This is a genomic window from Micromonospora sp. WMMD710 (assembly GCF_029626045.1).
In the GTDB taxonomy this organism is placed as follows: Bacteria; Actinomycetota; Actinomycetes; order Mycobacteriales; family Micromonosporaceae; genus Micromonospora.
Map to the genome: position 1 here is coordinate 4,000,534 of NZ_JARUBD010000001.1, position 14,263 is coordinate 4,014,796.

Below are 14,263 nucleotides of genomic sequence, written 5' to 3' on the forward strand. Positions count from 1 at the left end.
GCCGAACGTCCGCGCCGCTCCGGCCACGACCGACCGCGCCCCCGACCGGCCCGTCGGGGTACGCGTCGCGGCCGGTCGGTCAGCGGCCGGCGGAGCGGTTCCAGGGTGAGCGGGGCAGCGTGGTGCCGGCCGACGGACGGCGGGCGCGGCGGCGTCCGCGCCGGCCAGGGGTGCAGGGCGGGCGCGCCACGGTGTGCACGGCGGGGCCGGCCGACGGCGGTGGCCGACCGATCAGCCAGCAGAGGAAGCGTTCCATCGGCGGATCAGCCGACCGGGAGGCGCTCGGCGTCGGATCGGGAGATCTCGTACTCCGCCCCGCAGAACGTGCACTGCTGCGCGTACCGGGTGCGGATCGGGATGAGGGGGATGAAGAAGAGAGTGAATTTCGTCGACCGTCGCGTGATCACCTGGGCAGCCTGGTTGCCGCAGTGGCGGCAGACCTGCTGCACGACACCGGACCGGTTGACCTTGGTACGCAGACCAAAGATGAAGAACATCGCCCGCCAGTACCCACTCCACCGCGAAAAGTCACCGAATTCCGCAGGCGGATCAGCACAGCCCCGTCGCGCCGCCGACGCACGATCGTGCTCGATCCAGGATGTGGCGCTCTCGTGGTCGCAGGAGGGCACTACATCCGTGATCGAGCACGATCAAGGGGTGCGGCGCGTCAGCTGGCCGGCTCCAGGCCCGGCACCTCCTCAGCGATCCAGATCGGCTGCCAGGCCACCATCTCGTGGTAGCGGCGCAGCTCGAACAGCCCGGCGACCGACCCGCTCCAGGCCGCGTACGGCGGGTTGGCCTCGTCGAAGCCGCTCTGCACGAAGGTCAGCGTGGTCTTGCCACCGGACTCGGCCAGCTCCCACGTGCTGACGCCGGTGGGTCCCCAGTCGACGGACATCTTCCGACCCGGCTCCAGGTCGACGATCTTGGCCGCGTACCCGGCCTCGAAGCCGCCCATGGCGTACCGGCCGCCGACCCACGGCTCGATGCCGATCGGGTAGCCGAACCAGGCGCTGGCCTGCTCGGAGTCAGTCAGCGACTCCCAGACCTTGTCGGCGGGGGCGGCGATGACCAGCTCGCCGCGCAGGTCGGCGGAGGTGAAGTCGGTGCGGGGCAGCAGAGGCTGGCCCTCCAGGTGGGCGGCCAGGTTGGCGATGGACAGCGCCCAGTACGTCTGGAGCACACCCCGGATACTGGAGCCGCTCATCGCCTCGGCGAAGTCGAAGTGGCTCTGGGTCAGCGTCAGCACGGTGGCGTCCGGGCCGTCGGCGGTGAGCTGGAACTCGGTGGTGGTCTCCACGCCGTCGAGCAGCCAGCCGAAGCGCAGCGTGTCGTCGTCGGCGTGCAGCAGCCGCTGGTGCGGGGCGTCGCCCTCGGGCGTGTAGCGGCCCCAGAACTCGTACCGCTGCGGCAGCTCGACCTCGGCGTGCTCGGCCAGCCAGAGTCGCAGCGCGGCGGGGTCGGTCAGGGCCTCGCGGACGCGTCCCACCGACGCGGAGAGGCGGGCCTGCACCTTCAACGGTTCACTCATGTTCGGTCCCCTTCGGATAGCAGGCCACGGCCAGCTTGAAGGCATCTCCTTCGCGGCCGCCGTAGCGGGTGAACAGATCCTGTAGTGCGGTCTGCAGGTCGTGCAGGAACTGCTGGCGCCGCTCCGCGGGCACCCGGATCTCGCCGGACACCCCGATCGAGGGCAGCTCGGGCGCCGCCCGGTCCAGGGCGGCGATGTCGGCCTGGACCTCCTCCATCAGGTCGAGCAGGTAGCCCAGGCTCAGCTCGTCACGGGCGCGGCGCAGCCCGATCCGGCCGACCAGCCGCGGCGAGAGCCAGTACGACCGGGCGGCCGCCTGGTAGATGCCCTCGGTGATCCCGCGGACCTTGCGCTCGTTGACCAGCTCGACCAGGCCGGCCGCGACGAGTTGCTTGACGTGGTAGTAGACGCGCTGCGGCGTCTGGTCGAGTCGGGCCGCGACCTCGGTGCAGGTGCGCGGTTCGGCCAGTTGCCGCAGCACCTCGACGCGCTGCGGCTTGAGCAGGACTTCGGCCTGCTCGATCTGCTCCAGGTACAGGACATCTCTCATGGCAAAATAAGTTTGTACGTACGAAACTTGTTTGTCAATCGCTTCGCGAGAAGCCGCGCCGACTTTCTCGGCGCGGCTTCAGGCAACGGTCAGCGGATGGTCAGGGCAACCAGTCGGGACGCAGCGGGTAGCCGTTCACCCCGTCCGGGCCGTTACGGGTCGCCAGCACCTGGTGCAGCTGGATGCCGTTGCGCTCGAACGCCATCCGCGACCCGGCCATGTACAGACCCCACACCCGGGCGGTGCCCGCGCCCACCTCGGAGACGCAGAAGTCCCAGTGCTCGACCAGGTTGCGACACCAGGCGGCCAACGTCAGCGCGTAGTGCTGACGCAGGTTCTCCTCGTGGTGCACCTCCAGCCCCGCGTCGTGCACCTCACTGATCAGGCGACCCGGGCCGGCCAGCTCACCGTCCGGGAAGACGTACCGGTCGATGAACGCCCCGGAGCGGTGCGGCGCCCGATTGTCCGCCCGGGTGATGCAGTGGTTGAGCAGCCGCCCGCCCGGTCGCAGCCGGTCCCGCAGAGCCCCGAAGTACGCCGGATAGTTGCGCACCCCGATGTGCTCGGTCAGCCCGATCGACGAGATGGCGTCGAACTGCTCCGCCGGCGCGTCCCGGTAGTCCAGGTGCCGCACCTCGGCCAGCCCGGTCAGCCCCTCCCGCTCGATAGCCGCCTGCGCCCACTGCGCCTGCGCCTTCGACAGGGTCACCCCGAGCGCCTTCACCCCGTACTCGCGGGCGGCGTGCCGCACCATGCCACCCCAGCCGCAGCCCACATCCAGCAGCCGCATCCCCTGCTTGAGCGCCAACTTGGCGGCGACCAGGTCGTACTTCGCCGCCTGCGCCTGCTCCAGGGTGTCGTCCGGCGACCGGTACACCGCGCAGGTGTACGTCATCGACGGGCCGAGCACCTTCTCGTAGAAGGCGTTCGACACGTCGTAGTGGTGCGAGATGGCGGTGCTGTCGCGCACCCGCGAGTGCCGCAGCCCGTTCATCACCCGCTTCCACCGCGGCAGCGCCTCCTGCGGTGGAGCTGGCGGCGGCATCAGCCGCTCCCACCCCAACCCGCGGACCAGCGCCAGCCCGTCGGCCAGCGACGGTGGCCGCAACCGCAGCTCGTCCTTGAGCACCCGCAACGCCTCGTACGGGTCACCCGGGTGCACCCCCTGCAACGCCAGGTCGCCGCTGACGTACGCCCGGGCCATGCCCAGATCACCGGGGGCGGTGAGCAGGTAGGACAATCCCCGCTCACTACGGATCGCCAGGGTGATGCCCGCGTCGGACGGGCCGACGGCGCTGCCGTCGTACCCCGTGATCCGCACCGGCAACGGCCCGGCGGTGACCGCGCGGACGACATCCGCGACGGTCGGACCCGTGTGCCGGCCCCCCGCCGGCGGGGTGGCGGGGACGCTCGCCGCCCCCTGGTCTCGGTCGGTCAGGCTCATGCTCGTGCTACCGCCTTTTCGTACAGTCCCGTCAGCCGGTGGTCCGGGTCGTAGCGGTCCTTCACCGCCCGCCACGTGTCGCCGCCGTAGAGGCGATCGAAGGCATCCCGGTCGTAGTACGCGTCGGAGTAGAGCGACTTGTGGCCGCCCGACTCCGACACCCTGCGTTCGATCGTGCGGTTGACGTCGCCGTCGGCGGCGCCCGGCGCGATCGGCACGCTCCCCCAGAACCCAATGTTGACGTAGTCCTGACCCGCGTGGAGCGGATACAGCGGCCAGGACCGCGCGGAACCGGGACCCGCCGGTTCACGCAGTCGCAACGGACACAGCCACACCGGGTTCATCCCCACGTTGGCCGCGAACCAGCGCAGGAAGTCGGCGGTACGTTCCAGCGGGATCTCCACGTCCTGCACGACCCGTTCCCGGGCAGGCTGGCCGCGCAACCGGTCGATCCGTGCCGCCACCTGGTGCCGATGCTCCAGGCGCACCAGCCGGTGGTAGAAGTCGCTACGCCGATACCGCGACGGCCACAGCCGGCGCACCACCGGGTGCTGCGCGCCGAACGCCGCCGAACACCAGAACCAGTCGGTGTCCCAGCGCCACAGATAGTCGTACGCGGTGAGCACGTCGCGGGTGCGCTGACGCAGCGACCGGTAGTAGATCGCCTGACCGGTGTAGTCGCTCGGCGGGTCCGCCGCGTCGGTGAACGTGGCCAGCACCAGGTACGCCTCGCCGGGGCTGAACATCACCCCGTCCATCGCGTCGACCGGTTCACCGGCCCAGGCCCGGGTGGCGGTCACCTCGGCGATCGCGTCGGTGAGCGCCTCCAGCTGGGTGAACCGGATGTTGCGCAACGCCACGTACCGACCGATCGGTTGCAGCTCGATGCGCAGCCGGGTGGCGTAACCGAGGCTGCCCAGCGAGTTGGGGAACGCGGTGAACAGGTCGGCGTGCTCTCCGTCCGGGCGGGCCGTGATGATCTCGCCGGTGCCGGTGAGGATGTCCATCTCCTGGACCGACTCGTGCGGCAGACCGTTGCGGAACGAGGTCGACTCGATCCCGAGGCCGGTCACCGCGCCGCCCAGCGTGATGGTGCGCAACTGCGGCACCACCAACGGCATCAGCCCGTGCGGCAGCGTCGCGTCGACCAGATCCTCGTACGTGCACATGCCCTGCACGTCGGCGGTGCGACCGGTCGGATCGACCGAGAGCACCCGGTTGAGGCCACTGACGTCGAGGCCCGGGGTCTGCAGAGCGGACCGGGGGCGGAACAGGTTGGAGGTGCGTTTGGCGAGCCGGACAGGTTCGCCCGTGGGCACCGCGGCGTACGACCGCCGCAGCGTGTCCACCGCTTGAACATGGTCAATGGGGTGATCCACACGCTCCGCGCGCATGTGATCACCTTACGCCTGCACTCCGGAAACGGTGGGATGTCGACGGTGGCCGTTTCCCGTCCGGCAGCGGATGCGGCGGTTACCGTGGCGGGCATGCCATCGCCCGCGATCGTCGCCCTGGACTCCGCCGGACTGCCATACCGGCTGGTCAGCCACGGTGCGGTCGGCAGCCTGGCCGAGGCCGCCGCCGTCCGGGGCGTCGCCGTCGCCGACGTGGTCAAGACGATCGTGGTCCGTCGGGGTGAGGATGACCACCTGTTCGTGCTCACCCCCGGGGACCGGGTGATCTCCTGGCCGAAGCTGCGCGCCCTGCTCGGGGTGCACCGGCTCTCCATGCCCGACGCGGCCGGCGCCCTGGCCGCGACCGGGTACGAGCGCGGCACCATCACCCCGTTCGGCGCGAGCACGGCCTGGCCGGTGATCGCCGACGAACGGATTCGCGGCCGGCAGATCACCCTGGGTGCCGGCGAGCGTGGCCTCGCCGTCGCGATCGACGCGGATGCCGCGATCACCGCCCTCGATGCCACCGTGGCCGACGTCACCGATCCGCAGCCCACCCGCTGAGAGGTGCAGCCGACCCGCTGGGAGATGTCGTCGTCGGTGCGACGGCCTAGTGTTGGGGGCATGCCGAAAGCCGTGTGGAACGACCTGGTCATCGCCGAGAGCGACGACACCGTGCTGGTGGAGGGCAACCACTACTTCCCCCGCTCCGCCCTGCGCGACGACCTGATCCGCGAGTCCGCGACGCACACCGTCTGCCCGTGGAAGGGCACCGCCTCGTACTACACCCTCGCGCACGAGGGCAGCACCAGCGAGGACGCGGTCTGGTACTACCCGGAGCCCAAGCCGGACGCCGAGATGGTGCGTGACCGGGTGGCGTTCTGGAAGGACGTCCGGGTCGTCGACTGACCGCCCGGGCTGGCCGTGGCCGGCGGCGGTGGGTGAGGATGTCCCGTATGCCCGCGCCCGAGAATCGCCCCGACCCCGCCGGCACCGTCTACGGCGGCAGCCGACGGGCGGCGCGCTCCGGCCCGCTGGCCGATCCGCTGCTGCGGGTGGCGCTGGCGGTCGGGCTGGTGGGCGTACTCCTCGGGGTGGTCTTCGCCACCGGGCTGCTCGGCGGTGACGACGAGCCGGTGGTGCCGTCCACGGTCGGCGTGCCGTCCAGTGCGGCGGAGCCCACCACGCCGGCGGCCGAGCCGAGCCCGACGCCCTCGGTCGAGCCGTCGCCGACCCCCTCGGCGACCACCCCGGCCGCGCCGGCCACCGGGCCCCGGGTGCTGCGGTCGGTCTCCGGGCTCTGCCTGGGGCTCAACGGTGACGGTGAGAAGGCCGAGGCCGAGTTGGCCGTCTGCACCGGTGGCCCGGAGCAGCAGTGGGTGGTCAGCCCGATCGGCCCGGACACGGTGACGTTGACCAACGCCGCCCACGGGCAGTGCCTCGACGTCGAGGGCGGCAGCGGCGATGACGGGGCACGGTTGCAGCAGTTCCCCTGCCACGGTGAGCCCAACCAGCAGTGGCGGCTGCCCGCCACCGGCGCCGGTCCGGTGCTGCTCGTGGCGGTGCACAGCGGCAAGTGCGGGCAGGTCGACGACGACGGGGTCGAAGCCGGGGACGACGTCCGGCAGCGGCCCTGTGACGGACGGCCAGCCCAACAGTGGATCGTGGGCTGACCGCCCGCTCAGCCCCGGTAGCTCCAGGCCCGGGGTGCGGTCGCGGCGGCCAGGACGGCCTCCGTCACCGGTCGGCCCGGCCGGTGACGCAGCAGCAACGACAGACCGGCGGCACCGATCGACAGGGCGCCGGCCACGTACCAGGCCAGCGCGTAGTCGCCGAGCCGGTCCCGCACCAGCCCCGCACCCGTCGCCGCGACCGCCGCCCCGAGCTGGTGCGCGGCGAACACCCAGCCGAACACCACCGCTCCCGCGCCGCCGAAGTACTCGCGGCACAGCGCCACCGTCGGCGGCACGGTGGCCACCCAGTCCAGGCCGTAGAAGATGATGAACACCAGCATGCTCGGCCTGGCGGTGCCCGCGAACAGGCTCGGCAGCACCAGCAGCGACAGCCCGCGCAGCGCGTAGTAGGCGCCGAGCAGCAGCCGGCTGTCCACCCGGTCGGTCAGCCAGCCGGAGGCGATGGTGCCGACGATGTCGAACAACCCGACCAGCGCGAGCAGCCCCGCCGCCGTGGTCTCGGCCATGCCGTGGTCGTGCGCGGCCGGCACGAAGTGCGTACCGACGAGGCCGTTGGTGGTCGCGCCGCAGATCGCGAACCCGCCGGCCAGCAGCCAGAACGGCCGGGTCCGGGCCGCGGCGGCCAGCGCGCCCAACGCCCGGCTCGCCGCGCCGCCGGCCGGCGGCGGCGCCGCGACGACCTCGGTCGCGCCGTAGGCCGGCAGCCCGAGATCCGCCGGGTGCTCGCGCAGCAGCCACACCACCAGGGGTACGACCACCAGCGCGGCTCCGGCCACGACGAGCGCCGCCGTGCGCCAACCGTGGTCGCGCACCAGCACGGCGATCAGCGGCAGGAAGACGAGTTGCCCGGCCGCGCCGCCGGCGGTCAGCACACCGGTGACCAGGCCCCGGCGGTGCACGAACCAGCGACCGGTGATGGTGGCCACGAACGCCAGGGCCATCGAGCCGGTGCCCAGACCGACCAGCACACCCCAGCAGAGCCACAACTGCCAGCTCGCGGTCATGAAGACGGTCAACCCGCTGCCCGCGGCCACCAGCAGCAGCGCCACCGAGACCACCCGACGGATGCCGAACCGGTCCATCAGCGCGGCGGCGAACGGCGCGGTGAGCCCGTAGAGCAGCAGGTTGACCGACACGGCGGCGGAGATGGTGGCCAGTGGCCAGCCGAACTCCTCGTGCAGGGGGTGCAGCAGCACCGACGGTGTGGCGCGGAAACCGGCCGCGCCGACCAGCGCCACGAAGGCGACGGCGGCGACGAGCCAGGCGGGATGCAGGCGGCGGTTCTTGGTCACGCGACAAGTCTGGGCGGCACCGAGGACGGCGGCGAGTGGCCGGAAAGCCATCATGCGCAATAATCGGGCCATGAGCGTACGCCCGCACCGGATCGCCGTCCTCGCCCTCGACCACGTGGTCGGCCTGGACCTGGGCACTCCGTCCCAGGTCTTCAGCACCGCCCGGGGCACCGACGGGGCACCCTTCTACGACGTGCGGGTGTGCACCCCGGGCGGGCAGCCGGTCCGCAGCACCGCCGGCTTTCAGGTGGTCCCCGACCACGGTCTGGAGCTGCTCGAGACCACCGACACGGTGATCGTGCCGGGCATCCACGCCGGCAGCGCGTTGACCTCGGGCATCGTCGAGCCGGAGGTGGCCGAGGCGCTGCGCGCGGCGTACGAGCGGGGCGCCCGAATCATGTCGATCTGCACCGGTGCGTTCGTGCTGGCCGCCGCGGGCCTGCTCGACGGGCGTCGGGCGACCACCCACTGGGCGTACGCCGAGCAGTTCCGCCGCCTGCACCCGCGGGTGGACCTCGACCCGGGAGTGCTCTTCATCGTCGACGACCGGGTGCTCACCTCGGCCGGAGTGGCCGCCGGCATCGACCTCTGCCTGCACGTCATCCGCCTCGACCACGGCAGTGAGGTGGCCAACCGGGCGGCCCGCCGCTGCGTGATGCCGCCGTGGCGCGACGGCGGGCAGGCGCAGTACATCGAACAGCCGGTGCCGAAGGTCAGCGACGCCAGCACCGCGACCGCCCGCGAATGGGCCCGGCAGCGGCTGCACGAGCCGATCGCCCTGCGCGACCTGGCCGAGCAGGCCCGGATGAGCGTGCGCACCTTCACCCGGCGGTTCCGGTCGGAGACCGGGCTGAGCCCGGCACAGTGGCTGCTGCAACAGCGCACGGACCACGCGCGGCTGCTGCTGGAGACGACGGACCTCACCGTGGACCAGATCGCCCACCGCAGCGGCTTCGGCACCACGGCCGCCCTGCGCCAACAACTCCACCAGCGCATCGGCGTGGCGCCCTCGACCTACCGCCGCACCTTCCACCCCCGCGCCGAGCTGATCAACGGCTGACCCGCCACCCGCTTCCCGCTTCCCGCGACCCGCTTCCCGCGACCGTGCACATGCTGTCGCCCGGTTGCCGGGCTCCTCCGGTCGGGGGGCAGCACTACTTCGAGCGTGATGCCTGTGAGTCATCAAGATGACTCACAGGCATCACTCTCAATAGACCAGGACGGCCCCACCCGGACCGGCCGGCGCACGACCGCCGCTGCTCAGGCCCGGAGCAGGTGTAGTTGGGACTGGTGTTTGGGGAGGTGGACCCGGGCGTGCAGGTCGAGGGTGCGGGACCAGGGCAGCGGCTCGTCGACGACGAGGTCGAAGCCCTCGCGTAGATGCGTCTCGACCGGGGTTTCCACGGCCAGGCCGAGCCGGTCGACCAGGGCGCACAGGCGGTCGCTGGTGCCGTGCAGCAGCGCCGTCACGCCGCGTAGACCGCCCTGCTCAGCGACCAGCGCGTCGAGCTGCGGCCGGTGCACGTCCTCCTCCAGCTCGTAGTAGGCGAACGGCGACCCGGCCAGCAACGCCTCGGTGGCCTGGATCATCAGCTCGTCGTTGGCCACCAGATGCGCGACGATCTGCTCGGCGCTGAGCTGCCCCTCCGGCGCCACCCCGAAGGAACCCGCGTCAATCTCCGCGAACACCGCGCCGTAGGCCCGCCGCAAACCCCCGCTCTCCATCCCCCCAGTCAACCCGTCCCGGCGCGGGTTAGCGGCGGGATTGGCGGGAGCGGAGGTAGTCGCTGACCACGTACTCGCCCAGGTCGTCGGTGTCCGGGGTGAACATGCGGCCACGGCTGCGGCGGGCCACCGCGTCGACGAAGCGCCGCAGGCCCGGGTCGTCGCCGAGCATGAACAGGTTGAGCGTGGCGCCGTAGCGGCTGAGCCGGTCCACCTCACGGACCGTCGCCTCGATCGTCTCCGGCAGCGGCGGCCAGTGGAACAGCGCCTCCCCGTCGTCCGGGTCCAGGTGGGCGGTCGGTTCGCCGTCGGTGACCACCAGCACCACCGGCTCGGCGTCCGGGTGTCGACGCAGGTGCCGTCCGGCCAGCCGCAACGCATGCTGGAGGTTCGTGCCCTGCTCCATGTCCGGCTCGACGGCCGCCAACTCCTGCTGGGTGAGCGTCATCGCCTCCCGGCCGAACCCGACGATCTGCAACGCGTCCTGCGGGAAACGGGTCTCCATCAGGTGCGCCAGCGCCAGCGCCGTCTGCTTCATCGGCCCCCAACGACCCTGGGAGATCATCGAGTACGACAGGTCGACGCAGAGCACCACCGCGGCGGAGGCCCGCTTCTCGGTCTCCACCACCTCGAAGTCGTCCACGGCGAGTTGCAGCGGGACCGTCGGCCCGGCCCGGCGAACCGCCCGGGTCAGCGTGCGGACCACGTCCAGCGGCTGCTCGTCGCCGTACTCCCAGGGGCGCGACGCGCCGCTGACCTCGCCCGCCGCACCCGCCGAGCGGAGGTCGTGCTGGCCGCGTGGCCCGGCGGTCAGCTCGGCGAAGACCCGCCGCAGCGCGGTCCCGCCGAGCCGGCGCAGCGCCTTCGGGCTCAGCGTGAGCCCCTCCGCGTCCCGACTCACCCAGCCCTGCCGGCGCAGCTCGCGCTCCAGCTCGCGCAGGCGGCGGACGTCGTCGGCGGCGTCCCGGCCCAGTGTCCGGGCCACGGCGTCGACGTCCACGTCGTCGAGGGTGGCCCCGGGGTGCTCCTGGTCGAGCTGATCCAGCAGGTCGTCCAGGTCGCCGATCTCACCCAACGCGCCGGCCGCGTCGGCGTAGTCCAGCGGCTGCTCGCCGCGGACCCGCTCGCCGCGCCCCCACCGCAGATCGGGCCGCAGCGCCCGCAGGTTCGCGTCGAGCGCGGACAGCTCCCCGGCGAGGCGGTCGCCGAGCGACTGGTGCATCAGGCCGGCCAGCTCGGCCCGCTGCCGGTCGGACAGCGAGTTCATCAGCCGCTCGCCGGCCGCCGAGCGGCGGGCGAGGACGTCGATCAGCTCGTCCACGGTCTCCGGCTTCTCCGGGAAGAAGTCGCCGTGCCGGCGCATGAACTCGGCGAACGCGTCGGTGGTGTCCTCCGCGCGGGCGTGCCGGGCCAGCAGGTCGTTCAGGTCGCCCATCATCTCGGCGAGCCGCTGCTGGGCGGCCGGGTCGGCCGAGGCGCGCACCGCGTCGCGCAGCCCGGCGAACCGCTGACCGAGGACGTCGTCGCGGAGCTGGTCGAGGATCTGCTGGTACGAGCGGCGGGCATCGTCGCTGGCCCACTGGTAGCCGGACAGCTCCTCCACCGCACGAGCGGTGGAACGGGGCAGGTTGTCCAGCACCGACTCGGCGAACCGCGCGGCGTCGTCGTCGCGACCCCGCAGCTCGTCCCGCTCGGCGGCGAGGGCCTGGTCGAGCAGTGCCTGTGCGCGGGTCACCGCGCCGTCCAGATCACCCCGACTCAGCGCCTCTCGGCGTAGCCGCCGGGCCCGGGCGGCCAGGTCGTCCAGGCCACCGCGTCCCTGCGGACCACGGCGCAGCAGATCACGCAGCGCCTCCCGCAGGCTGCCGCCGGCCAGCACCTCGGCGCCGACCGCGTCCACCGCCTCACGCACGTCGTACGGGGGTGCGAGCGGGTCGGGCCCGCCGTTCCACTGCCCGTACCGGAACCGGTTGCCGGCCACGGTCAGCCCCGGCCGCCGTAGACGGTGCGCCCCGAGTCGGTGACGTCCTTGCCGAGCCGTCGGGTGAGGTGCAGTCCTTCCAGCACGAACTCGACGGCGGCGGCGGCCTCCTCCGGGGTTGGCGCGTCACCCAGGCCGAGCCGGTCCAGGACCTTCGCCAGGCCGGGTACGGTGCCGACCTGGCGCAGCAGTTCGGCGGAGCTGACCAGCTCTCCGGTCTCGATGGCGGCGCCGTCGTCGACCAGGGCGGTGAACCCGGACAGGTCCAGCCCGGCCAGGTGCGCCCGGAACGTCTCGGCGGTCGCGGTCCGCAGCAGGTGGGCGAGGATCTCGATCTCCCGCCCCTCCTCGCCGCTTTCGAACTCCACCTTGCCCCGCAACGTGCTGGTCACCGACACGGCGTCACCGACGCGCGCCACGGCGGCCTCGGGGCGGTCCTCCGGGGTGCCGACGGCGGCAAGCAGGCCGGCGCGGCGCAACGCGGCACCGGCGACGGTCTCGGCGGCGGCGATGGCGAACCGGGCGGAGACGCCGGAGCGCGGATCCACCGACGGCGACTCCCGCACCGCGCGGGCGAAGCGCGCCAGCACCTCCAGTACGTGCTCCGGCACGTCGGCGACCAGGTCAGCCTCCTGGCGGATCAGCGCCAGCTCCAACTCCAGGTCGACCGGGTAGTGGGTACGGATCTCCGCACCGAACCGGTCCTTCAGCGGGGTGATGATCCGACCCCGGTTGGTGTAGTCCTCCGGGTTGGCGCTGGCCACCAGCAGCAGGTCCAGGGGGAGGCGCAGCTGGTAGCCGCGGACCTGGATGTCCCGCTCCTCGAGCACGTTGAGCAGGGCCACCTGGATGCGTTCGGCCAGGTCGGGAAGTTCGTTGACGGCGAAGATGCCCCGGTTGGTGCGCGGCACCAGCCCGAAGTGGATCGTCTCCGGGTCACCGAGGGTACGACCCTGGGCGATCCGGATCGGGTCGACGTCACCGATCAGGTCACCGACGCTGGTGTCCGGGGTGGCCAACTTCTCGCCGTAGCGCATCGAGCGGTGCAGCCAGCCGACCGGCAGGTCGTCGCCGGCCTCCGCGACCTGGGCGCGGGACGCCGGGGTGAGCGGGTGCATCGGGTGCTCGTTGAGGACCGAGCCCGCAATCACCGGGGTCCACTCGTCGAGCAGGCCGCCGAGTGCGCGGATCAGTCGGGTCTTGCCCTGGCCGCGCTCGCCGAGCAGCACCATGTCGTGCCCGGCGAGCAGGGCCCGCTCGACCTCGGGCAGGACGCTGTCGTCGTAGCCGACGATGCCGGGAAAACGGGGCTCGCCGGAACGCATCCGGGCGAGGAGGTTGTCGCGGAGTTCCTGCTTGACGGTGCGGTACTGGTGACCGGCCGCCCGTAGCGCGCCGAGCGTGCCGGGCAGGTCGGCCGGTGGAACCGGGATTACCGGGTTAGGCGCAGTCACCCGACCCACGCTAGCTCACATTTTCCAGGGCGCCCCGGGCATCGCGGGGCGCCCCCACCGCCGGAATCACGCCCGGTCGCAGCGCCGGCACGCGCCGCGGCGACGCAGGTGGTACGCGTACGTGGCCGCACCGAGCGCCACACCCCACACCGGCCAGAGCAGCATCGGCGCCCCGGTCAGGCTGATCCCGCCGGTGAGTTCCCAGAATTTGGGGTTGCTGAGCAGTCCCAACGAGGCCGCGGTCACCGCGATGGCGACCAGCGTGGCCGGCACCACGGCCAGCGTCACCGGCACCCGGCGACCGGCGAGCCCGACCATCCAGCGGGGGGAACCGTTCGCCCCAGCTCCGCACCAGCCCGAGGGTGAGGATCGCGCCGACGGTGGCGAACGCCCCCAACCCGAACCCGGCCCACACCAGCCCGGTGTCCTGCATCTCGGTCAGGAACTCCCGGGAGATGCCCAGCGGGATGCCGGCCGCCCAGGCGAACCGGGTCGACGCGTACGCCAGTGGGATGGCCGCGGCGATGCCGGCGGCCCACCGACCCCAGCGCGCGGCGGCGGCCGGGGTGGTCCAGCCCTGGTCGGTGTCGTCGCGGCCGCACCCGACGCAGGATCCGGCGGTACGGCGCTGCCAGGCGAGCACCGCACCGGCCAGCAGCAGCCCGCCGACCAGGGCGGCGAACCGGGCGAACAGCGCCCAGGTGAAGATCTCGGAGTAGTCGACCGGCGGCCAGCCGAACGGTGCCCCGATGATCAGCATCGGCAGGTAGCCGAGGATGACCAGCACCCGGGAGTCCGGGACGACCACGGCGAGTACGAACGCCACCGCCCAGCCGTAGCCGGCGAGCAGCGCCCGCAGCGGGCCGGGTGGACGGACCGCCGGGCGGCTCATCGCCAGTGCGGCCACCGCGGCGGTGAGCAGGACGCCCGCGAAGAGCGGGGTGGCCAGGTCCACCGGCACCAGGCGCAGCAGGTTGACCTCGCCGCCGTGCGGATCGTTCGCGCCGAACGGGTAACCGGTGCCGGTGAGTGTGCCGAGCAGGGCCAGTACGCCCCACAGGCCGAGCCAGCCGGCGGCCATCGGGGCGAGCCGGTCCGGCCATCGGGAGTCGCGACGGGGCCGGGAGGCAGTGATCGTTGTCATGCTCTCAGCCTCGGCCGACGGCCGGTCGGTTCCCTCCCGGGCAGCGGTGAACCG

At 72.5% G+C, this 14,263-nt stretch carries 14 protein-coding genes; 4 read left to right on the plus strand and 10 right to left on the minus strand.

All coding sequences use genetic code 11. The annotated features are described in order from the left end of the window. Nucleotides 1–263: 263 nt before the first annotated feature. From O7620_RS18410 to O7620_RS18430, 5 genes are all read right to left on the minus strand, one after another. Nucleotides 264–497: a zinc-ribbon domain-containing protein gene (locus O7620_RS18410; RefSeq protein WP_278124037.1), complete on the minus strand. Its 234-nt coding sequence runs from the start codon at nt 495–497 to the stop codon at nt 264–266. 170 nt (nt 498–667) lie between these two features. Further along, nucleotides 668–1,531 (minus strand): SRPBCC family protein, encoded by an 864-nt coding sequence (locus O7620_RS18415; protein WP_151487600.1) that lies wholly within the window; start codon nt 1,529–1,531, stop codon nt 668–670. Next, nucleotides 1,524–2,081: a helix-turn-helix domain-containing protein gene (locus O7620_RS18420; protein ID WP_278124038.1), complete on the minus strand. Its 558-nt coding sequence runs from the start codon at nt 2,079–2,081 to the stop codon at nt 1,524–1,526. The genes O7620_RS18415 and O7620_RS18420 overlap by 8 nt, the downstream gene beginning before the upstream one ends. 100 nt (nt 2,082–2,181) lie before the next feature. Further along, nucleotides 2,182–3,525: a class I SAM-dependent methyltransferase gene (locus O7620_RS18425; protein ID WP_278124039.1), complete on the minus strand. Its 1,344-nt coding sequence runs from the start codon at nt 3,523–3,525 to the stop codon at nt 2,182–2,184. Beyond that, a complete protein-coding gene (locus O7620_RS18430; RefSeq protein ID WP_278124040.1) occupies nt 3,522–4,919 on the minus strand; it encodes an FAD-binding oxidoreductase in 1,398 nt (465 codons plus the stop codon). Before O7620_RS18430 ends, O7620_RS18425 begins: the two co-directional genes overlap by 4 nt. A gap of 93 nt (nt 4,920–5,012) precedes the next feature. Here O7620_RS18430 and O7620_RS18435 point away from each other — a divergent pair, with 93 nt between their 5' ends. From O7620_RS18435 to O7620_RS18445, 3 genes are read left to right on the plus strand one after another with little or no spacing between them, the layout of a single operon-like run. Continuing rightward, nucleotides 5,013–5,483 carry a YbaK/EbsC family protein gene (locus O7620_RS18435; RefSeq protein ID WP_192580077.1) on the plus strand — a complete coding sequence of 157 codons (471 nt, stop codon included), beginning with the start codon at nt 5,013–5,015 and terminating at the stop codon, nt 5,481–5,483. A 60-nt stretch (nt 5,484–5,543) separates the two neighbouring features. Then, nucleotides 5,544–5,828 carry a DUF427 domain-containing protein gene (locus O7620_RS18440; protein WP_151487605.1) on the plus strand — a complete coding sequence of 95 codons (285 nt, stop codon included), beginning with the start codon at nt 5,544–5,546 and terminating at the stop codon, nt 5,826–5,828. A 47-nt stretch (nt 5,829–5,875) separates the two neighbouring features. Then, nucleotides 5,876–6,592, plus strand: a complete 717-nt coding sequence (locus tag O7620_RS18445) for an RICIN domain-containing protein (protein WP_278124043.1) — start codon at nt 5,876–5,878, stop codon at nt 6,590–6,592. 8 nt (nt 6,593–6,600) lie between these two features. Here O7620_RS18445 and O7620_RS18450 read toward each other — a convergent pair whose 3' ends face one another. Further along, nucleotides 6,601–7,905: an MFS transporter gene (locus tag O7620_RS18450; RefSeq protein ID WP_278124044.1), complete on the minus strand. Its 1,305-nt coding sequence runs from the start codon at nt 7,903–7,905 to the stop codon at nt 6,601–6,603. Nucleotides 7,906–7,975: 70 nt separating this feature from the next. Between O7620_RS18450 and O7620_RS18455 the strand changes: the two genes are divergently transcribed. Then, nucleotides 7,976–8,965 (plus strand): DJ-1/PfpI family protein, encoded by a 990-nt coding sequence (locus tag O7620_RS18455; RefSeq protein WP_278124045.1) that lies wholly within the window; start codon nt 7,976–7,978, stop codon nt 8,963–8,965. Nucleotides 8,966–9,165: 200 nt separating this feature from the next. On the opposite strand, the gene O7620_RS18460 is transcribed toward O7620_RS18455, so the two are convergent. Genes O7620_RS18460 through O7620_RS18475 form a run of 4 tightly spaced genes read right to left on the minus strand, consistent with a single transcriptional unit; the run spans nt 9,166 to nt 14,209 of the window. Continuing rightward, on the minus strand, nt 9,166–9,630 hold the full coding sequence (locus O7620_RS18460; RefSeq protein ID WP_278124046.1) for a hypothetical protein: 465 nt from the start codon (nt 9,628–9,630) through the stop codon (nt 9,166–9,168). A 28-nt stretch (nt 9,631–9,658) separates the two neighbouring features. After that, on the minus strand, nt 9,659–11,611 hold the full coding sequence (locus tag O7620_RS18465; RefSeq protein WP_278124047.1) for a VWA domain-containing protein: 1,953 nt from the start codon (nt 11,609–11,611) through the stop codon (nt 9,659–9,661). A gap of 2 nt (nt 11,612–11,613) precedes the next feature. Beyond that, on the minus strand, nt 11,614–13,074 hold the full coding sequence (locus tag O7620_RS18470; RefSeq protein ID WP_151487611.1) for a sigma 54-interacting transcriptional regulator: 1,461 nt from the start codon (nt 13,072–13,074) through the stop codon (nt 11,614–11,616). 1 nt (nt 13,075) lies between these two features. Next, complete coding sequence (locus O7620_RS18475) at nt 13,076–14,209, minus strand: hypothetical protein (RefSeq protein ID WP_278124049.1); 1,134 nt, start codon at nt 14,207–14,209, stop codon at nt 13,076–13,078. Nucleotides 14,210–14,263 lie beyond the last annotated feature (54 nt).

Excerpts from the sequence above, each read along its gene's own strand:
- O7620_RS18415 (WP_151487600.1), bottom strand. The coding sequence starts at position 1,531 with ATGAGTGAACCGTTGAAGGTGCAGGCCCGCCTCTCCGCGTCGGTGGGA.
- O7620_RS18420 (WP_278124038.1), bottom strand. The coding sequence starts at position 2,081 with ATGAGAGATGTCCTGTACCTGGAGCAGATCGAGCAGGCCGAAGTCCTG.
- O7620_RS18445 (WP_278124043.1), top strand. The coding sequence starts at position 5,876 with ATGCCCGCGCCCGAGAATCGCCCCGACCCCGCCGGCACCGTCTACGGC.
- O7620_RS18435 (WP_192580077.1), top strand. The coding sequence starts at position 5,013 with ATGCCATCGCCCGCGATCGTCGCCCTGGACTCCGCCGGACTGCCATAC.
- O7620_RS18430 (WP_278124040.1), bottom strand. The coding sequence starts at position 4,919 with ATGCGCGCGGAGCGTGTGGATCACCCCATTGACCATGTTCAAGCGGTG.
- O7620_RS18455 (WP_278124045.1), top strand. The coding sequence starts at position 7,976 with ATGAGCGTACGCCCGCACCGGATCGCCGTCCTCGCCCTCGACCACGTG.
- O7620_RS18460 (WP_278124046.1), bottom strand. The coding sequence starts at position 9,630 with ATGGAGAGCGGGGGTTTGCGGCGGGCCTACGGCGCGGTGTTCGCGGAG.
- O7620_RS18410 (WP_278124037.1), bottom strand. The coding sequence starts at position 497 with ATGTTCTTCATCTTTGGTCTGCGTACCAAGGTCAACCGGTCCGGTGTC.
- O7620_RS18425 (WP_278124039.1), bottom strand. The coding sequence starts at position 3,525 with ATGAGCCTGACCGACCGAGACCAGGGGGCGGCGAGCGTCCCCGCCACC.
- O7620_RS18475 (WP_278124049.1), bottom strand. The coding sequence starts at position 14,209 with ATGACAACGATCACTGCCTCCCGGCCCCGTCGCGACTCCCGATGGCCG.
- O7620_RS18440 (WP_151487605.1), top strand. The coding sequence starts at position 5,544 with ATGCCGAAAGCCGTGTGGAACGACCTGGTCATCGCCGAGAGCGACGAC.